This window comes from Ekhidna sp. (assembly GCF_039940915.1).
Lineage (GTDB): Bacteria > Bacteroidota > Bacteroidia > Cytophagales > Cyclobacteriaceae > Ekhidna.
In genome coordinates this window covers 1,782,016-1,801,961 of record NZ_JBDVFO010000002.1, presented here as the reverse complement: position 1 = coordinate 1,801,961, position 19,946 = coordinate 1,782,016, and the positions used below count along the sequence as shown (strand labels likewise).

Below are 19,946 nucleotides of genomic sequence, written 5' to 3'. Positions count from 1 at the left end.
ATTAATACGGAAGACATATCGTATTGGATCACGTAACTCGACTATGATTTTTTAAACATGGTCATATTTCTACGAACATTCAATATTAAAACGGAAGAATGGAAGGTTGTACGATCCTCGTTCTTGTACTTTTTCTTTCTGATGAGTAGCTATTTTATCTTGCGTCCTGTCAGAGATGAAATGGGCATACAAGCAGGAGTTGAGAATATGCAGTGGCTATTTACCGGCACTTTTGCAGTCATGCTCTTCATTATTCCGGTTTTTGGCTATCTCATGAAAAAGGTGTCTAGGCATCGGCTTCTACTAAAGATTTACTTGTTTTTTGGCTTAAATATTCTAGCGTTCTACCTACTGTTTCTTGTAGTTCCATCACCAATTTTAGCTGCAAGTTTTTTTATCTGGCTAAGCGTTTTCAACTTATTTGTTATCTCCATTTTCTGGAGCTTCAATGCAGATATTTTTGATTCAGAACAGGCAAAAAGATTGTATGGACCCATTGCAGCTGGTGGTAGTTGTGGGGCTATTTTCGGGCCACTGGTAGCTACCTATTGTGTAGGTTTTATGGGGATAAATAATCTTCTATTGATTTCTGTTTTTTTTCTACTGATAGCTACTTTTTTTCTTGGTCATCTTATGAAAGCTGCCAAACGGTCAAAAGAAGTGAATTTACAAACCTCACCCATATCAAGCATATGGCATGGGTTGATTTTGATACGACGCTCTCCTTTTCTAAAGCAGGTAGGTCTATTCATTCTGCTTTACACCAGCATATCTACATTCCTGTATTTTGAACAAGCGCATATTATTTCCGAGGCTTTCACATCTTCTGAAGATCGCACCTTTTATTTTGGAACGCGAGATTTACTTGTCAATAGCCTCACCTTGATATTGCAATTTTTTATAACGGAGCGGTTCATTCGGAAGGCAGGAATTACAATCGCTTTAATGATTGTGCCATTGATAGCTGTTGCAGGATTTTTCACCCTAGGTCTTCATCAAGCTGTGATCGCACTACTCATCGTGCAAGTACTATATCGCTCATTTAATTTCTCCATTCAACGACCATCGAGAGAGATTTTATTTACACGACTTTCTGTTCATGAGAAATACAATTCGAAAAATTTTATAGATACCGTAATATATCGTGGGGGAGATGCGATAAGCGGTTGGCTCTTTGCAGGGCTAAATGCCATCATTCATTCCATTTCACTCATTTCATTGTTAGCAGTTCCAATTGCCGCGGCATGGATGCTTACAGGATTTAGATTGGGGAAAATGTTTAATGCCATTCCATCGAAAACTGACAACTATGAAGAACAAACCATTATCCAGAAGAAAAGCGCTTAAGCAAATAGGTATAGGTGCTGCCGCCTTAGCATTGCCTAAATTGACGTTTTCAGCAACGAATAAAATCATGAAAAGAGCCATTCCATCCTCTGGTGAGCAAATAGGAGTAGTAGGCTTAGGAACCTGGCAAACATTTGATATAGGTAGCTCTGAAGTTAAAAGAGCTCCATTGAAGGCAGTTTTGCGTGCCTTGGTTGCGGGTGGTGGAAACGTAATTGATTCGTCACCAATGTATGGTTCTTCGGAGAGTGTGGTTGGGGACTTAACTACGGAAGTTGGGCTTAAGGATGAACTTTTCTATGCCACCAAAGTCTGGACAGGTGGGAAGCAATCTGGGATTGATCAGATGAAAACTTCCATGCGGAGGATGCAAGCCAACCCGATGGATCTCATGCAAATACATAATCTGCAAGATTGGAAAACACACATCAAAACCCTGTATAATTGGAAGGAGCAGGGTTTAATCAGATATATAGGAATAACACATTATCAGGATGGCGCGCATAATGGGTTGGAAAGAATTATCAAAGCCGAAAATATTGATTTTGTTCAAGTCAATTACTCGATGAATAATCGCAATGCAGAGAAATCTCTTTTGCCAACAGCTCAGGATGAAGGAGTGGCAGTGATGATAAACAGACCTTATACAGGGGGATCTCTTTTTCGCAAAGTCCAAGGGAAGGAGTTGCCAGCATGGGCTTCAGCATATGATATAAAAAGCTGGGGACAATTCTTTCTAAAGTACTTGATATCAAATCCGGCGGTTACATGCGTAATACCAGGGACCTCAAAGGAAAAGCACATGAAAGATAACATTGGAGCGGGTCTGGGTATATTGCCAGATACGCAGGTAAGGAGTCGGATGGTTTCTTATTTGAGAGACCTTTAGTGAATGATAGCGGTAGCTTCGATCTCAATAAGCATATCTGGTTCGATTAAGGCACTCACCTCAACCATAGTAGTGGCTGGTTTTATTTTGGCAAAAAACTCACCATGAGCTTTACCTATAGCTACCCATTGGGAAATATCGGTCACGAACATTCGCGTGCGAATGACATCTTCCATTTTCCCACCTGCTTTTTCAATAGCTTCCTGAATGATTTCCAAACAAACTTTAGTTTGCTCATAGGCGTTATCGCCCACTGTCTTCCCATCAAGGACAGGTGCTGTTCCAGACACTTCAATGGTATTTCCCATTCGCACTGCACGACAATATCCTACCTGGTCTTCCCATGGCGCTCCGGATGAAATATTCTTTCTCATTACTATAAAAATAAAAAAGTCCGGCTCGAAAACCGGACTTTTAAAGGTTTAATTTATCTGACTTATATCAGCCTTCTTTGTGTACATGTACATCCATTTGAGGGAAAGGGATGTTAAGTCCAACCTCGTTGAATTTGTTATATACCTTCTCATTCATGTCAAAATGAACTGGCCAGTAGTCACCTGCTTCTACCCAAACTCGAACAACAAAATTCACTGAACTGTCTGCTAGTGCAGAAACAGCAATGAATGGCTCGGGATCTTTTAAGATTCTTTCATCCGCATTGATGAGTTCCATCAGCGTATCTCGTGTTTTTTGAGTGCTATCGCCGTATCCAACACCAAATGTCCAATCCACTCTTCTTCTTGGCTCAGTTGAGTAGTTGGTCATCGAAGAATTGGCAAGGGTGCCATTGGGGATGATTATGGTTTTGTTGTCAGGGGTTTTCAGGAACGTATTGAAAATTTGGATGGCATGTACTGTTCCAGAATATCCGCCTGCATCTACCCAATCTCCTACCTTGAATGGCTTTAATAGCAGGATGATAACTCCGCCAGCAAAATTTTGAAGTGTTCCTTGGAGGGCCAAGCCAACAGCAAGACCGGCAGCTCCTAATATGGCGACAAAACTTGTAGCCTCTACACCTACCATCCCAATGACGGAGATGAAAAGCATTACTTTAAAAATTGTGCCAATCAGAGATTTTAGAAATGGTGCCAAAGAGGGGTCTACTTTCCTCTTGTCCATGGCTTTACCCATACCTCTTGTAACTATTCCAATGATCCAGAGACCAATGATTAATGTTACGATCGCCAAAGCGATGTTTGGACCATATTGCCAAGCAAGTTCCATGGCTTGATCGGCGTAATTTGTAACTTCTTCCATTTTTCGATTAAGGTTTTAATTCAAAAGTATTGTTGGTTAAGTTAACAAAACTGATTTCTAGATGAAACTGCTGAAATGCAATTTGAACAATACTTTTTACTCGTTCTTTAGGTAGTTAAGCTGGTTCTTCTATTTTTGTCGGATTGCAAAAAGCCTAAAATAGATTTAATGAGAGAACTTAATGATTTCCTTTCCTTACTAGATAGCTACATCGGTAGCTCAGCCTGGTTTCCTTATGCACTGTTAGGCACAGGCTTATTTTTTACGATCTACTTGAAGTTTCCTCAAATAAGATATTTCCGGTTTGCATTTAAGGTAGTGAAAGGGAAATTTGATAAGGAAGATGATGAAGGAGATACCAATCACTTCCAGGCGTTAACAACAGCGCTTTCTGGAACAGTAGGCACAGGTAACATTGCAGGAGTGGCTCTGGCAGTACATATTGGTGGCCCGGCAGCAGTTTTTTGGATGTTGATGACTGCAGCAGTGGGCATGTGTACCAAGTTTGTTGAAGTAACACTTTCGCATAAGTACAGAGAAAAAACGGCAGATGGTACAATGGCGGGAGGGCCAATGTACTACATGAAAAACAAACTAAACATGGGATGGTTGGCTGCCATATTTGCCGGTGCGACAGTCCTTTCATCTTTCGGTACGGGTTCTCTGCCACAGATAAATAGCATTGCGGATTCATTAAATTCCACTTTTGGACTCGATGAGATGTTAGTGGGAGGTGTGCTTGCCGTCCTACTTGGACTTGTAATTATCGGCGGGATTAAGCGAATTGCTGCTGTGACGTCAAGGCTGGTTCCGGCCATGGCACTCATCTATTTTGTTGGAGCCTTTGCCGTAATCTTCTACAATATTGGAAACATCATCCCTTCGTTTGTCTCGATTTTTGCTGACTTGTTTACTGGCTCAGCAGCAACAGGAGGTTTTCTTGGAGCATCCATTGCTTTCGCATTCAATAAGGGAGTGGGCCGTGGGCTTTTTTCTAACGAAGCTGGTCAGGGTAGCGCACCTATTGCCCATGCAGCCGCCAAAGGACATGAGCCTGTTTCAGAAGGCTTTGTAGCTATTTTGGAGCCCTTCATAGATACCATTGTTATATGTACAGTTACCGCTCTGGTACTTCTTTCATCAGGCGTATGGAATGAAAAACTCAACAATAAATTTGACTACACAGACATGTCAATCGTTGAAGGAATTTATAGTGATGTAACCGATGAAGGCAAACAAGAACTATACGGTCATATCAGTGCTACTAAGACGCTTCCTTTATTTAATGGATCACTCAATGTGGTAGATGGAGAGATACAAGATGATGTCTCCATTATCAATGCCAGATCGCTGGCTGAGGAAGTAAGGATTTCGAGAGAGGGAACTCCAGTAACAGGGTCTGTCAATATTATCAATGGGAAGCCTGAAGATTTGCTATTTGTGTTTGAAGGAAAATCACTCGTGCATAGTGCGCCGCTCACTGCGGAAGCATTTACGCGAAGTTTCTTTGGAGATGCCGGGAAGTATATTGTTTCCATCGGACTTTTACTATTTGCATTTAGTACTGCGATCAGCTGGTCGTATTATGGAGATAGAGCAATGACCTACCTGTTTGGTCCAAAATCCGTCAAGTATTACAGGTTGGTATACGTAGTGGCGTTTTTCATAGCCTCTTTCGCTGATACAACAATCATTTGGACACTTTCTGGAATTACCATTGCAGTTATGACTTTACCTAACCTTGTAGGTATTCTTATGCTCAGGAAGGACATGAAGCAGACGGTTACGGATTTTTGGGATGGATTTAAGAAGGAATATCCAGATGAAAAAACTCCAGAGTAATCAATCTCTAAAGAAAATTAGTTTTTTACCTGAGGTCTTGGACTTCAGGTATTTTTTTGCTTCTAAATCCATTAGGTCTGTTCTTGCTGTTTGATAGACGACCCCAAATAAGTTCTCTACCTCTTTGATGGTTAGTATTTTATCTGGTTCATTATAGAAAATATGAAGTATTCGAGCTTGCCGCTCATTCACATTTTCTGACTTCATTAGTTCAAACGCCTCTTTCTTTTCTTTGATCTTTCGCTTGACATACTTCTTAAACTCTTCTAATGCCTGACTCATGCATTTGATATTATAATCTATGAAATAGGTAAGATCGTTTTCATCATACTCTGTGTAGAGATAGGCTCTAGAGTATTGAGTAGGAGATTTTAAGATGATTCTGGAGATAGAAAGATATTCTACTATCCAATAGCCTTTCTGAATTAAAAACCAGTAAAATAATGCTCTTGCTGTTCGTCCATTTCCATCGACAAATGGATGAATGTAACCGATTAGAAAGTGAAGTATGATCCCTTTTACAATGGGATGAATGAATGGGTCTTCGTCGTTTCGATGCATGAAGTCACAAACATCACTAAGCATGCTTTCAATTTCTTGGTAGTTAGGAGGATCATAAAATACCTCTCCTGTCATTCCGTCTACAACTTTCACATCATTACTTTTTCTAAACTCACCCTCATGCTCTGATTTTTCGAGAGTATCTTTTGTTACGATTGCCTGAATTTCTTGAATGAATTCCGGCGTTAGTTTTTTATCTTTTCTTTTAACTACTTCTTTAATAGTCTGGTAGTTATTCAGAATCATTTTTTCAGAATGATTCTTTGGTTTCCGCTCTGTCCTTAACATTTCTTTGGCTACTCTGCGAGTTGTAACGGCTCCTTCTAGTTGGCTGGAAGCAATGGCTTCTTCCATGAGTGAGCTTATGAAATAGCGTTCCTTATGCTCATTTGGAATGATGACATCCGATTGGATACTTCCGCCTAAGTCAAGGTCGAATTTGTGAAGTTGGTGAGATATCTTGTTTGTGAGGGAATATTTGATAAACGAGCTTTTAGCAAACTGGATTAGAAGTGGATTTCTTATATTTTTAAGGTAAATCCACAACAGTTTGGGGTCATGACTTTTAAGCTGGTTATTACTCTTCACTTTTTGCTTAAAGGCTTCCCAATAGGGATAATGATAGTCCAGACTTGCCAATTCATTAAATAATTCAATGTTTTCAATTCTTTCAAAGAACTCAACTTGGTGTCTTTTAGGTGGCCTCTCTGGCTTCTTCATTTCATTATTATTATCTACTAATGAGTACTAAATTAGTAGATAATAGTAAAAAATCTACTAATTAGTAAGTTATTAGTAATAAATGGTAATTAAGGCATGAGTAGTCATCCAAACCTTTAGAGATCTTATCCCCCATATTTGGGATTTCCTTCAGCAAATGCCTTGAAATCTTCCATGAAGGTCATGGTTTGTTTCTTGAAGGGCTTTTTCCCCATGAAAAAAACCATAATTTTCATAAAACCTGAAAACTTAAATTCCGATTCAGATATCCACCTCGTTTTACCATCCACCTCTTTGAAATAATTTTTTTGAATATTTACAACCCCCTTGGTAGCAAAATTTGCATGGAATTCATCGGGCAGTTGATGGAAGGTGATTGTTTCTATCAATTCCATTTTTCGGTTACCAAAGTCATACTTTATGATCGATTCAGCTCCGGATTTTCCCATTTCTCCCGACATGTGCTCGAAGCTCACAAATCCCTTTTGCCAATATTTCATATTGTCGGGATTATCGAAAAGCGCAACAACATCGTTTCGAGATTTATCAATATCAATTTCGCAAGTGTAATGCATGGCCATACTTTTTTTGTGTCAATGATAGAATCTTCTATAAAAGTTAAAAAGTATTTCAGAAAAAATCACCCGAACGGGCGATTACTTCTTTTTGGAAGATTTAGCTTCTTTATTGAATTCCAGACATTTATCCAGCCATTGCTCTAGCTCGTTATCATCATCCCATCCCTCTGCATTCACATATAGATACCCTTTTAGTGGACGTTTTGTAAAATCCATTACCCTGGCTGTTGGCTGATTAAGCGAAGCTTGATAAACATGTGGCCCCACTCTAGCCATCAAGTCATCTTTGATTACTCCCACGCACATTTTGTCATCGACCATGATACAGAGACCACCCATCATATTCTTTTCTACAAATGGGACTTTACGTTCTCTTAAACTTTGCCTGAGTTTATCTGCGAGATGTTCATTGTATGCCATATCATTAAAATTAAAAATGCTTGTTCAATTTTCGGTTGTTCTATGAAAAGTCTGCGCCCTATTTTTGAAAAATGATTGCGCTCCCATCACCTGACGAAATGTACCAGGCTCTCCTGGACAAAAACTCTCAGTACGAAGGCGTTTTTATAGTCGCGGTGAAAACAACAGGCATTTTTTGTAGACCCACCTGTTCGGCTCGAAAGCCAAAATATAAGAATGTTGAGTTTTTCTCTTCTACCAAGGATGCTTTGACCAGTGGGTACCGAGCCTGCAAGGTGTGTCGACCCATGAAAGATTATCAATCAAGCCCAGAGTGGTTAGAACCACTTCTAAAGCTTGTGGAAGATGAGCCGGATAAAAAATGGAAGGATTATGAATTAACAAAGAGGGGATATAGTCCAAGTAGAGTGCGACGGTATTTTAATAGGACCCATGGAATTACATTTCAAGCTTATCTAAGGATGAGTCGAATTAACAGCGCATTCCTAAAGATTAAAGAGGGGCAAACGGTTACACGTTCTGCCTTTGAACAGGGGTACAATTCACTGAGCGGATTTTCAGAAACATTTAAGAATATGACAGGATTTTCACCGGGTACGGAAGGTCAAATAATTACAATTAATAGGGTACAGACTCCTTTGGGTTCAATGATGATTGGTGTCACCGATGAGGGGCTGTGCTTGTTGGAGTTTACTGATCGTAAGATGATTGAAACTCAGCTGAGTGTTTTGAAGCGAAGGATGAAATCCGAGATGGTCACAGGGAAGCATCCATTGATTGATGCTGTGTCCACTCAGTTAGACGAGTATTTTGAAGGTACACGAAAAGTGTTCGACATTCCTTTGGTGGTACCCGGGACGGAATTTCAACAAAAGGTATGGAATGCTTTGATCGAAATGCCTTATGGAATCACCCGATCCTACAAACAACAAGCAAATGTGGTTGGTGATGTAAAAGCCGTGAGAGCTGTAGCAAGGGCAAATGGTGAAAATCGTATTTCAATCATTATTCCTTGCCACAGGATCATCGGATCAGATGGAAGTATTGTTGGGTACGGAGGAGGAATCCCCCGTAAGCAATGGTTACTGAAGCATGAATTTGAAAATCAATAATCAATATCAGCGTCCACCTGCGTACTTAGCAAATCTTCAATGGTTTCCCTTCGCTTTATCAAATGATCCTTTCCATTGTAGAAGAGCACCTCTGCTGGCCTAGGTCTTGAATTATAGTTTGACGCCATTGTTGCGCAATAGGCTCCGGCATTCTTGAAGACTAGCAAGTCACCTTTTCTTACTTCAGGTATGATACGATCAGATGCGAATGAATCGGTTTCGCATACATAACCAACTACATTGTAAACCTTTTTCTCACCTTTTGGATTGGATAGGTTTTCAATGTGATGATACGAATTGTAAAACATTGGTCTTATCAAGTGGTTAAATCCAGTATCCAGTCCTACGAAAGTACAAGAAGTGGTCTGCTTGATGAGATTAGATTTGGCAATGAAGTAGCCAGCATTGCTTACCATGTATTTTCCCGGCTCAAATTCCAGGGTATAGTTTTTGCCTTGTTTAGCGCAAAAATCATTGAATGATTTACTAAACTTTTTTCCAAAGCTAGTGATATCGGTATGGAGGTCATCGGGCTTATATGCTACTTTAAACCCACTGCCAAAATCAATATGGGTGACGGTTTCAAACTTTTCTACAACGCTAAACACCAGCTCAGCAGCCTTGATAAAAATATCTGCATCCAAAATATCCGATCCCGTATGAACATGAACCCCCATCACGTTGATGTTTAGTTTTTTAACAATGCGTTCAATGTTGGGTACCTGATGTATTGAAATTCCAAATTTTGAGTCAATGTGACCTACGGAAATGTTCTGGTTGCCCCCCGCCATCAAATGCGGGTTAATCCGAATGTAGATGGGAATGTCAGGATGGTTGATTCCAAAATACTCCAGCGTATATAGGTTGTCAACGTTAATTTGAACGCCAAGCTCAATGGCCTGCTCGTATTCCTCCGTAGATATATTGTTTGGAGTAAACAGGATATCGTTGGCAGGATATCCGGCATGCAAGCCCAGATGAACCTCTTCAATGGAGACACAATCTAAGCCAGCACCTGCAGATTTGAAAAGCTTAAGAACAGATTGGTTGTTTAGCGCTTTGCAAGCATAGTGCACTTTAAGTTTATCTACTTTAAATGCTTTGACAAACTGTTTGTAGTTTTCAAGCATTTGATTAGCATCATAAACATAAAGAGGGGAGCCATATGACTCTGTGGCTTTCACCAAGTTTGCAAATTCCATTTTCAATTTTTAAATCGGTTAAACAAAAAAACCGAAGCGCTAACTCCGGTTTTGAAAAATCTTTGTGATTAAATATTATCAATAGCCGGATCTACGGAAGTCGTTTAGACTTCTTGTCTTCTTTCTTTTTGTTGGTCCAAATTGTGCTATCGAAAATCATGTGTCGCAAAAATAGGTTTTTTTTTGAATTGAGAAATGTCTTAGCTGTTACCAAATGTTCCACTTACACTTCCAGTGAGTGTTTGGCCTTGTCCAAATGGAACATCTCCAAATGTGACATTGTAGGTGCTCCCAGATCCTGTAATCGTAACTGTACCACCCACGAAGGACTCCTGGCTATCTTGACTAGATCCGTCAATGATGGTGATTGTTACGAAAACATACATGTCTTCGGTATTTGAACTAGTGATGTAAGACCCATCTCCTAGCTCGGAAGCTTCAATATTTATTGCAGTCATGGATATTACGATTGACGCACCTGAGGCAGAAGCACCATTTGCAGTTGCTGTCAATGTACCATCTGACATAAAAAATCTTCCTACGGCATTGCCAGCATCTTGCTCCAGTGTGAAAATACCATCACTTATGGTATACGATTGATCGTTAAAAGACACTGTCCCACTAAGGTTTGCCTCTATCGTTCCTCCATCATCATCGCCACATGAAGCGAATACAATGAGTGAGGCAATGGAAAAAAGGAGTATTAAATTTTTCATGGTATTAATTTTAGTTTGTTGAATTCTCTATTTAGCAAACGCTACAGCGCGTGTTTCCCTTATAACTGTGACTTTTATTTGTCCAGGATATTGCATGTCTTTCTCAATTTTCTGAGAAATATTGAATGAAAGATCACCTGCCTGCTTATCATCGACGTTTTCTGCATCTACCAACACACGAAGCTCTCGACCTGCCTGAATCGCATAACACTTATTGACTCCATCAAAGTTCAAGGCAATGCCTTCAAGATCTTTTAGACGCTTCAGGTACTGCTCCATGATTTCCCTTCTTGCTCCTGGACGTGATCCGGATATTGCATCGCAGGCCTGCACAATGGGTGAGATCATGGAAGTCATCTCTATTTCATCATGATGAGCACCAATCGCATTGCATACTTCTATATTCTCTTTGTATTTCTGGGCAAGTTCCATTCCGATGATTGCGTGTGGCTTTTCTGGTTCTTCCGGCCATACCTTACCAATGTCATGCAGCAGACCGGCTCTTTTTGCCAGCTTTGGATTTAATCCTAATTCTGAAGCAAGTGTCGCACATAGGTTAGCTACTTCTCTAGAATGTTGAAGGAGGTTTTGTCCGTACGATGAACGGAACCTCATCCGACCGATCATTTTAATCAATTCCGGGTGAAGTCCATGAATTCCAAGATCGATGACGGTGCGCTCACCTATCTCCACGATTTCATCTCCAATGTTCTTAGAAGTTTTATTAACGATTTCTTCTATGCGTGCGGGATGGATCCTGCCATCCTGAACAAGGCGATGAAGGGAAAGTCGGGCTATTTCCCTACGTACAGGATCAAAGCCAGAAATAATGATGGCCTCTGGAGTATCATCGACAATGATTTCCACACCTGTAGCCGCCTCAAGGGCACGTATGTTTCGGCCTTCACGTCCAATAATTTTACCTTTGATGTCATCACTTTCAATATTGAAGATGGAGACGGTGTTCTCGATCGCGTGCTCGGTAGCAGTTCGCTGAATTGCTTCAATCACAACTTTTTTCGCCTCTTTTGTTGCGGTCATTTTTGCTTCTTCCACGATCTCCTTTATGTGAGCAGAAGCACTTGTTCGTGCTTCGTCTTTCAGAGCTTCCATCAGCTGAGCCTTGGCATCTTCTGCTGGTAGGTTGGCGGCTTTCTCAAGTATAGCTACTTGTTGCTTTTGCATTTTTTCAAACTCATCCTTTCTTTGTCGAGCGATCTCCATTTGATTGGAGAGCGTCTCTTTTAGGTCATCCAGTTCGCCTTCTTTGCGCTTGGCTTGTTCGAATTGTTTGTTGAGATTGGCCTCTTTTTGCTTGAGCTTTTGTTCGTTTGTTATGATGATATTTTTTTTCCGTGCAGCCTCATCTTCAAATTCACTCTTCATTTTGAGTAGATTTTCCTTCGCTTCGTGAATCTTATCTTTCTTGATGCTCTCAGCAGTGACCTCTGCTTCCTTGATAATAAGTTTACTCTTCTCCTCAGCCTCAATTACCTTCTTGCCAGCATTTTTTCCTTGTAAAGCTCTATTGGCAAGAAAACCAATGATTAGACCCGCAATGGCTGCAATAATGACTATGATATTGGTGTCCATTTATGTATTTGATTTTCAAACACAGATAGTCAGAAGCCTATATCAAGGACGATATATGATATATCAGAATGCTAAATCGAATTGGCGATGAGCTGATTTAATTTAGAAATTTCATCAAGAGCAAAGTCATCTGATGCTTCAGACGTTTCTTCGCGCTTCAGTTTCTCTACCAGACAATCAAAAGCTACCATTGCTACCAAGTCTTGTGCATCATCGATACCAAATTGGTTTTGGTAATTTTTTATTTTCTCATTTAAAAGTTTCCCCGCTCTTCTAATTCGCTCCTCATCCTCCGCTTTCACTCTCATGGGATACTCCCTGTTCCCAATTCTGATTTTTATGGATAGTTCTGCCATTCGGTTTCTAGTTATTTTATTCTGCCAAATGGGCAATACATTTATCTATCTCCTTGATGTAGGTGTCTATCGTCTCTTTCAGCTGTGCTGAATCTCCATCACTAACTACCGTGCTATTTACTAGTTTATTTATTTTCATCTTATCCTGAAATGTATTCAAGTTAGCCTCTTGGCTCTCCATTTTTTCTTTCAGGGTGCCGTTTTCCTCCCTGGTGTGGCTTAATTCATCTTTCAGGCGCTTATTTTCTGTAAGCACAAGCTGAATTTTCCGCTCCAGATTTTGAAATTCACGATATAATTTTTCGCTAGGCATCTTATTTTCGTATCACAGCGCTGAGCTCTTTTTCATATAAACTCATCAGACTGTTCATACTTTTATCAATCTGTTTATCTGTTAAAGTTTTGAATTTATCTTGAAGAAAAAAACTAATTGCGTAAGCTTTTTTTCCTTTTTCTATTTTATCGCCCTCGTAGACACTGAAAAGGTTCATTCTGTTCAATAATTTCTTTTCTTGCTTGAACGCAAGTTGCTGGATATCAGCGTAAGAAATTTTCTTATCCAAAACCAGAGAAAGATCTCTTTTTACTTCAGGGTATTTTGGTATTGGCTCGTAAGCAATGTCAGATTTATAGAGGGAAACAATGGCGTTCCAATCAAGTTGTGAATGAAAAACGTCTTGTTTTATTCCATAAATGGAAAGAAGTTCTTTTTTCAATTTGCCAAGTATGCCTAGCGTCTTCCCTTCTTTCTTTATCACAACTCCGTACTCATACAGGGACTCTTTTTCAGATGGAACAATTTCAGTTTTTCTTATTCCGGCATATTTAAGCATCCCCATTACAGAGGTACTCAAGTCGTGAAAAGAATTTTTGCGGGGTTCGTCCAGCCAGTTGGCCTCCAGGTTGTTGCCCGTAAGGTAGAACGATAGCCATTCGGTCTCTTTATATCCATGAGTCTCTTTTTCATAAGAACGACCGAGTTCAAAAAACTTCAGGTTTGGATTCCGTCGGTTAATATTATAAGCCACGGATTCCAATGCCGTATAGGCAGGAGACGTTTTCATGATGGTCAACTCTTCGCTGGAAGGATTGAGCATTTCTATCGGCTCTCCACCCAGAGGGAATTTTTTGTAGTACCTGGGACTCGTTAATGAGTTGGTAAGAATCTCCGAAAACCCCCTGCCAGCCAGAAAGCGAGAAAGCTCTTCTTGAATTCTGTATGGCTCGTGTTCGTTAAACTCAGCTAAATAGTCTGCCGAAAATTCCTCATCCAATGCTACCTCATTGAATCCATAAATCCTCAGAACTTCTTCTACCAAGTCTGCTGGACGGGTGACATCACTTCGATATGCAGGAACGATTGCGCTAAATCCTGTTTCGGTTACGTCTTTAGTTTTAATGTCAAGCCAATTTAAGATTTCTGTGATGAGCTTGTGATCCAGCTCTTTCCCAATCAGCCAGTGGAAAGTCTTAAACTCAATTGCTATTTCTTTTTCCGCTATAGGATTTGGATAAATATCTACGATATCGGAGGCAATGTGCCCTCCTGCTAATTCTAAAATCAAAGATGCGCCCAATTGGACGGCTGGAATGGTCATTTCAGGGTCTGCTCCACGCTCATATCTGAATGAAGCATCGGTAGAAATTGTATGTCTTTGTGCCGTTGATCGAATCCCATCGGCATTCCAATAGGCACTTTCCAGGAAAATATCTGTAGTTGCAGCGGTCACGCCCGAGTTATGTCCGCCAAGCACTCCTGCCATACACATGCCTTTACCTTCACCATTGCAAACCATCAGGTCATCCTTACTTAGTTTTCTTTCTTTCCCTTCGAGTGTTGTGAATGGCGTGTTTTCCTTTAGTGTATCAACAATGATCTTATTTCCTTTGACGTGTGAAGCGTCATAGGCATGCATTGGTTGTCCAATGGAGTGAAGAACATAATTTGTAATATCTACTACATTATTGATTGGCTCGAGTCCGATTGACCTAAGTTTCCATTGCAACCAGTCTGGAGAGTCTTGCACTTTTATTCCTCTAATGGTAATGCCGGAAAAGCGAGGACATCTATCATGATCTTTCACCTCTACAGAGATCGGATCATCTATTTTGGTGTCAAAAGGTTTTGGTTGAGGAATGTTTAACTCTTTTCTGAAATAGGCTTTTAGATCTCTTGCAGATCCCATGTGTGAGGTTGCATCACCTCTGTTTGGAGTGAGGCCAATTTCGAATACATGATCTTCTCCCGTTTCAAAAAGAGCAATAGCTGGTGTGCCGTTAGCTTTATCTGTGTCGAGCACCATGATTCCATCATGATTAGTGCCTAGACTCAATTCATCTTCGGCGCAAATCATCCCCATAGAAACCTCACCTCTTATCTTAGCTTTCTTGATTTTGAATGGCTCACCATTGGTCGGATGAATCGTGGAATTTACGGTAGCTACCAATACTTTTTGACCTTTTTCAACATTCGGAGCCCCGCATACAATTTGTGATAACTCGTCTTCTCCTATGTCAACTTTAGTCACTTTTAATTTATCAGCATTAGGGTGCTGATCACAGGACATGACTTCACCAATAACGATGCCTTGTAACCCTCCGGGAACTTTCTCTACAGTTTCAATCCCTTCAACTTCAAGACCTGTTTGTGTTAGAATGTCACCCAGTTTTTCCGGGGTTTCATTAAAATCAATGTACTCTTTAAGCCAATTGTAAGATATTTTCATTTGGAGTCTCTCTTAAGGGGGCAAAAATAAAGAATCTACCTAGCTGCTATGCCTGATTCTTCGTCTAATACGGATAATTCTTTTCACCTGCCAGTATTGACACTTCCATTAAATTTTCTACTGGAGGCAGTGGGCAAGTGAAATCTTCAAAATAGGCACAATAGGGATTGTATGCTTTATTGAAATCGAGCGTGATCAAATCCGATTTACCAATGGAAACGTCAAGGTAGCGTCCTCCTCCATAAGTTGAATCACCACTCGTGCCATCACCAAATGCAAGCAGGTACTGATTGCCAAAGCCTAGAGCCTTTAATATCACGAGGGAGCAGGGCTGTTCTTGAATCTTAAAATTAACTTTTGCGAATTTTAGATAGGTAGTGGTAGTCCCATCGCTGTTGCCCAACACCGCTGTTTCCCTTTTGGAAAAACGGGACAGCTCAGCGCTTACTCTGTAATCTTTGTTAGGTTCAAAGAAAGAAACCTCTTTAAACGCTTGATTTTTTTCTACAAAAGGGCTGGCTTCTGAAGTCCGGAAAAAATCGTTCCGGTCTTCCCAAAATGAGAGAATCTCTTGCGTGTATTCTTCATCCGATGCTCCAGATCTAGTGATAGCGAAAACAATGACCGCCAAAGGGATTAGAATAAGCCAGGCTTTTTTCATATGAATCGTTTTGTGGCAAATGTAAAATTGAATTTTCGTTAGAGCATACTTTCATCCGCAAAGCTGAAAAATCCACGGTTAGTGATGATTAAATGATCCAATACGGTGATATCTAGCGTTCGTCCGGCATCTTTCAATCGTTTAGTCAAATGGATGTCTTCTTTGCTTGGTTTGAGGTTACCACTTGGATGATTATGAGCTAGAATAATTCCACTTGCTGTTTCTTCCAAAGCTCGTTTAAAGATAATCTTAGCATCAACCACAGTTCCAGATACTCCACCACGGCTTAGCATTTCTTTTTTAATTACTTCATTATTCTGTTTCAGTAGGATTAACCAAAATTCTTCATGATTGAGGTCCATCAAGTCCCCACGGAGCAGATCAAAGGCGGCGCCTGATGAAACTATCTTGGCTTTCTTTGCAGGCTCTGATTCTTTTCTTCGTCTTCCTATCTCGAGCGCAGCGACAATTGTAATGGCCTTAGCCTCACCTATTCCTTTGAATTTTTGTAGATCTTTCAAAGAAAGTCTTGCTAGGTTAGCTAAATCATTGCTGCACTGATTCAATATATGTTGCGAGAGTTCAACTGCTGTTTGCTTCTTATTTCCAGATCCGATGAGAATGGCGATTAGCTCTGCTTCTGATAAAGCAGTCTTTCCTTTTAGCACTAATTTTTCTCGAGGACGATCTTCCTCAGCCCAGCTCTTGATTGTTAGTCTTTCATTTTCCATCAATTATTGAATTAACTGAAAGCAGTAATTCTTGATGGTAAATTCAGGAGTAAGTTAATGAAATGGCAAAACCATTTGACTTGAAACAATGGGATTTTAACGAGAAGTAAAAACTATTGCAGCTTTAAAATAAAAAACCCTGCATAATTGCTTATGCAGGGTAAAAAAAAATTCTTTTAAAGCTTAAAGGCCAGCTACGTGTTTAGTCAATTGCGACTTCAGGTGACCAGCTTTGCTTTTGTGGATGATATTCTTCTTAGATAGTCTATCAACCATTGAGATTACTTGAGTAAGAAGCTCTTCACCAGCCTTCTTATCTGTCGTCTCTTTTAGTCTTTTGATGAACGTACGAGTCGTTTTGTGCTGATATCTATTTCTCAGTCTTTTCGCTTCGTTGCTTCTTATTCTCTTAAGTGCTGATTTATGGTTTGCCATAACGCTTTACTAGTATTCTAAAATTTTCGGACGGCAAAGATAGGAGTTTTCTATTGAAATGAAAAAGCTTTTTGAGAATAGAAAAATGATGTGATTATCATTTTTAGAAAGCGAATCTTTTATGCGGAGTAAAATGGTGTATTTACTAGATTTAATTTCATGAATGATTTTACCAGACCTCACAGAATTTCTTCTCTGAGCGAGTATACTAAAGCATATGACCAGAGTATTGCAGATCCGGAGGGTTTCTGGAGTGAAATTGCCGATTCTTTTACTTGGAAGAAGAAATGGGATCAAACTTTGAGATGGAATTTTTCCGGACCAGATGTGAAATGGTTTCTGAATGGCAAACTCAACATCACTGAGAATTTGCTCGACCGGCATTTAAATGAAAGAGGAGATGATATCGCAATTTTATGGGAACCCAATGACCCGAAGGAATCTAGTAAGTCGATTACCTATCAGGAACTTCATAAAAAAGTGTGTCAGTTTTCCAATGCAATGATTGCCAATGGCGTTTGCAAAGGGGATCGGGTCATTATATATATGCCCATGATTTTGGAAGCCACCGTGGCAATGTTGGCATGTGCGAGAGTGGGAGCGGTACATTCTGTGGTGTTTGCTGGCTTTTCCGCCAATGCCTTGGCAGATAGAATTAATGATTGTAAAGCAAAAATGGTGTTGACCTCTGACGGTAATTTCCGAGGAGCTAAAATCATAGATGTGAAAAGGGTTGTTGATGAAGCCCTGGCGAAGTGTGAATGTGTAGAGAAGGTAATTGTCTTCCAGCGCACCAAATCTGAAGTACACATGGAAGCCGGAAGAGATATCTGGTGGAATGATGCAATTAATGAAGTGTCCGAAAAACATGACGCGGAAGAAATGGATTCGGAAGACCTCTTGTTTATTTTATATACATCAGGCTCTACAGGAAAGCCTAAAGGCGTAGTGCATACGTGCGGAGGGTATATGGTCTATACGTATTATTCTTTCCTCAACGTCTTTCAGTATAGGCCAGGAGATATTTACTGGTGTACGGCTGATATAGGTTGGATAACTGGGCATTCTTACATTGTGTATGGGCCTTTACTTGCCGGTGCAACTACCATCATGTTTGAGGGAGTGCCTACCTATCCAGATGCTGGACGTTTTTGGGAGATTTGTGATAAGCATCAGGTAAATCAATTCTACACAGCTCCAACAGCCATTCGTGCCCTTCAATCTTACGGACTTGAACCAGTGAAAAAACACAAGCTGGATTCGCTTAGAGTTATTGGCTCAGTAGGAGAACCTATCAATGAGGAGGCATGGCACTGGTACCACGAACAGATTGGAAAGGGTAGATGCCCATTGGTAGATACCTGGTGGCAAACCGAGACGGGAGGGATCATGATTTCTGCACTAGCAGGTATTACCCCAAATAAGCCGGCACACGCCTCTCTACCACTTCCTGGGATTCAACCGATCATCGTGGATGCTGATGGGAATGAACAAGAAGGAAATAATGTGGAAGGAAATCTATGTGTGAAATTCCCATGGCCATCTATACTCAGAACTACTTACGGTGATCATGAACGATGTAGAACGACTTACTTCTCGGCGTACAAGAATATGTACTTCACAGGAGATGGAGCCAAGAGAGATCATGATGGCTACTTAAGGATTTTAGGAAGAGTTGATGATGTGATGAACATTTCAGGACATAGGATGGGGACGGCCGAGGTAGAAAACGCCATTGACGAACACCCCCAAGTTGTAGAATCTGCCGTTGTGGGATTCCCTCATGATATCAAAGGCCAGGGGATATATGCGTTTGTTATTGCTGAAGCAAATGGGATAGAGGAGGAGATTAGACAGACGGTAAGCAACATGATTGGACCAATTGCGAAACCGGATAAAATTCAGCTTGTTTCTGGATTACCTAAGACGCGTTCTGGGAAAATCATGCGAAGAATTTTAAGGAAAATTGCCAGTGGAGATACTTCAAATCTGGGAGATATTTCCACGCTCTTAAATCCTGAAGTAGTAGAGGAGATTATTAAAAAAGCTTCTTAGTTCTTAGAAAAAGAAGTAAGAAGCGTGTAACCGATCATATCTCCTTTTTGGTTGTAGCTCTCATTTTTTACCATACCTGTACCTTTGGCAAACCAGGAGGCAGAACTACTTTCAGTGGTTTTATTCATTCCCATTATTTTCATGGTGACGATAGATCTCTGAATGATTTTGAATGTCTCGAAAGACCCTGCTGGTGTATTTAGTGTTTCAGATTTCTCGACCTTCCGATCTACAATTTTCATATCCATTGTAATGTTCATGGCAGCTGCACCAGACATTTTGATGGTTACTGTTCCGGCACCGTCCTGTAAAGATTGCCCCACTTCTAGCCCATCTGGAATAGTAATAAAATCTCCTTTTACAGTAATCTCAGCCTCACCATATTGATTCAGCACCTCATCAGGAATGAAGTTGTTGAAATCCATTTTTATCACATTCCCTTCACAAATAATTTCGTATTCTCCGTCAGCAACTTCTTTGTCTTTTTTATCGAAAAAGACATTCTTAACTGAAGCAGTTGAGCCTTCCACGCTTAAAACCGAACTTATGGTTTTTCCCAGTGCTTTCCCTTTTTTATCATACGCTGTTTGTTCAAAACTCACTCCTTCTTCGAATGGAAAAAATGAGTCGCTACATTGGCCAAACAATGAAAGTGTGAAGATGGAAAGACTGATTGTCAAAAACTTTTTCATAAAGTGTGATTTTAAACGAAAGCAATTTACATAAACATTTTTAGCTGAAA

Annotated in this window: 20 protein-coding genes; 5 read left to right on the top strand and 15 right to left on the bottom strand. The window is 40.2% G+C overall.

The features are described from left to right. The first annotated feature begins 57 nt into the window (after positions 1 to 57). Both ABJF57_RS13080 and ABJF57_RS13075 read left to right on the top strand, forming a co-directional pair. Entirely contained in the window at positions 58 to 1,347 is a 1,290-nt protein-coding gene (locus ABJF57_RS13080) for an NTP/NDP exchange transporter (RefSeq protein WP_462229762.1), read from the top strand. Further along, a complete protein-coding gene (locus ABJF57_RS13075) occupies positions 1,310 to 2,236 on the top strand; it encodes an aldo/keto reductase (RefSeq protein WP_462229760.1) in 927 nt (308 codons plus the stop codon). Before ABJF57_RS13080 ends, ABJF57_RS13075 begins: the two co-directional genes overlap by 38 nt. On the opposite strand, the gene ABJF57_RS13070 is transcribed toward ABJF57_RS13075, so the two are convergent. After that, entirely contained in the window at positions 2,233 to 2,610 is a 378-nt protein-coding gene (locus ABJF57_RS13070; protein WP_462229758.1) for a RidA family protein, read from the bottom strand. The two genes, ABJF57_RS13075 and ABJF57_RS13070, sit on opposite strands and share 4 nt — an antisense overlap. A gap of 67 nt (positions 2,611 to 2,677) precedes the next feature. Further along, a complete protein-coding gene (locus ABJF57_RS13065) occupies positions 2,678 to 3,496 on the bottom strand; it encodes a mechanosensitive ion channel family protein (protein ID WP_462229756.1) in 819 nt (272 codons plus the stop codon). A 168-nt stretch (positions 3,497 to 3,664) separates the two neighbouring features. Between ABJF57_RS13065 and ABJF57_RS13060 the strand changes: the two genes are divergently transcribed. Then, on the top strand, positions 3,665 to 5,338 hold the full coding sequence (locus ABJF57_RS13060; protein WP_462229754.1) for an alanine/glycine:cation symporter family protein: 1,674 nt from the start codon (positions 3,665 to 3,667) through the stop codon (positions 5,336 to 5,338). On the opposite strand, the gene ABJF57_RS13055 is transcribed toward ABJF57_RS13060, so the two are convergent. From ABJF57_RS13055 to ABJF57_RS13045, 3 genes are all read right to left on the bottom strand, one after another. Further along, positions 5,339 to 6,619: a Fic family protein gene (locus ABJF57_RS13055; protein ID WP_462229752.1), complete on the bottom strand. Its 1,281-nt coding sequence runs from the start codon at positions 6,617 to 6,619 to the stop codon at positions 5,339 to 5,341. It lies immediately after the preceding gene. A gap of 125 nt (positions 6,620 to 6,744) precedes the next feature. Continuing rightward, positions 6,745 to 7,194, bottom strand: a complete 450-nt coding sequence (locus ABJF57_RS13050; RefSeq protein ID WP_462229750.1) for an SRPBCC family protein — start codon at positions 7,192 to 7,194, stop codon at positions 6,745 to 6,747. Between the two features lie 81 nt (positions 7,195 to 7,275). Continuing rightward, positions 7,276 to 7,617, bottom strand: coding sequence for a TfoX/Sxy family protein (locus ABJF57_RS13045; RefSeq protein WP_462229748.1), 342 nt, complete (start codon positions 7,615 to 7,617; stop codon positions 7,276 to 7,278). Between the two features lie 71 nt (positions 7,618 to 7,688). Between ABJF57_RS13045 and ABJF57_RS13040 the strand changes: the two genes are divergently transcribed. After that, positions 7,689 to 8,729 (top strand): bifunctional transcriptional activator/DNA repair enzyme AdaA, encoded by a 1,041-nt coding sequence (locus tag ABJF57_RS13040; protein ID WP_462229746.1) that lies wholly within the window; start codon positions 7,689 to 7,691, stop codon positions 8,727 to 8,729. Here the strand turns inward: ABJF57_RS13040 and lysA are convergent. From lysA to rpsT, 9 genes are all read right to left on the bottom strand, one after another. Then, on the bottom strand, positions 8,723 to 9,931 hold the full coding sequence (gene lysA, locus ABJF57_RS13035; RefSeq protein WP_462229744.1) for a diaminopimelate decarboxylase: 1,209 nt from the start codon (positions 9,929 to 9,931) through the stop codon (positions 8,723 to 8,725). The genes ABJF57_RS13040 and lysA overlap by 7 nt on opposite strands. Positions 9,932 to 10,131: 200 nt before the next feature. Next, positions 10,132 to 10,647, bottom strand: coding sequence for a hypothetical protein (locus ABJF57_RS13030; RefSeq protein ID WP_462229742.1), 516 nt, complete (start codon positions 10,645 to 10,647; stop codon positions 10,132 to 10,134). Between the two features lie 27 nt (positions 10,648 to 10,674). Beyond that, entirely contained in the window at positions 10,675 to 12,240 is a 1,566-nt protein-coding gene (gene rny / locus ABJF57_RS13025) for a ribonuclease Y (RefSeq protein WP_462229740.1), read from the bottom strand. A gap of 71 nt (positions 12,241 to 12,311) precedes the next feature. Further along, positions 12,312 to 12,596: a cell division protein ZapA gene (locus tag ABJF57_RS13020; protein ID WP_462229739.1), complete on the bottom strand. Its 285-nt coding sequence runs from the start codon at positions 12,594 to 12,596 to the stop codon at positions 12,312 to 12,314. A 16-nt stretch (positions 12,597 to 12,612) separates the two neighbouring features. Further along, positions 12,613 to 12,909: a hypothetical protein gene (locus ABJF57_RS13015; RefSeq protein WP_462229737.1), complete on the bottom strand. Its 297-nt coding sequence runs from the start codon at positions 12,907 to 12,909 to the stop codon at positions 12,613 to 12,615. 1 nt (position 12,910) lies between these two features. Beyond that, a complete protein-coding gene (gene pheT / locus ABJF57_RS13010; RefSeq protein ID WP_462229735.1) occupies positions 12,911 to 15,322 on the bottom strand; it encodes a phenylalanine--tRNA ligase subunit beta in 2,412 nt (803 codons plus the stop codon). Between the two features lie 64 nt (positions 15,323 to 15,386). Further along, positions 15,387 to 15,983 (bottom strand): DUF1684 domain-containing protein, encoded by a 597-nt coding sequence (locus tag ABJF57_RS13005; protein WP_462229733.1) that lies wholly within the window; start codon positions 15,981 to 15,983, stop codon positions 15,387 to 15,389. A gap of 38 nt (positions 15,984 to 16,021) precedes the next feature. Further along, positions 16,022 to 16,714: a RadC family protein gene (gene radC / locus ABJF57_RS13000; RefSeq protein WP_462229731.1), complete on the bottom strand. Its 693-nt coding sequence runs from the start codon at positions 16,712 to 16,714 to the stop codon at positions 16,022 to 16,024. 183 nt (positions 16,715 to 16,897) lie between these two features. Beyond that, the gene (gene rpsT, locus ABJF57_RS12995; RefSeq protein ID WP_462229729.1) at positions 16,898 to 17,149 is read right to left on the bottom strand and encodes a 30S ribosomal protein S20; all 252 of its coding nucleotides are present in this window, start codon (positions 17,147 to 17,149) and stop codon (positions 16,898 to 16,900) included. A 159-nt stretch (positions 17,150 to 17,308) separates the two neighbouring features. Here rpsT and acs point away from each other — a divergent pair, with 159 nt between their 5' ends. Then, on the top strand, positions 17,309 to 19,204 hold the full coding sequence (gene acs / locus ABJF57_RS12990; protein ID WP_462229727.1) for an acetate--CoA ligase: 1,896 nt from the start codon (positions 17,309 to 17,311) through the stop codon (positions 19,202 to 19,204). On the opposite strand, the gene ABJF57_RS12985 is transcribed toward acs, so the two are convergent. Further along, the gene (locus ABJF57_RS12985) at positions 19,201 to 19,896 is read right to left on the bottom strand and encodes a TapB family protein (protein ID WP_462229725.1); all 696 of its coding nucleotides are present in this window, start codon (positions 19,894 to 19,896) and stop codon (positions 19,201 to 19,203) included. The two genes, acs and ABJF57_RS12985, sit on opposite strands and share 4 nt — an antisense overlap. Positions 19,897 to 19,946: the final 50 nt, after the last annotated feature.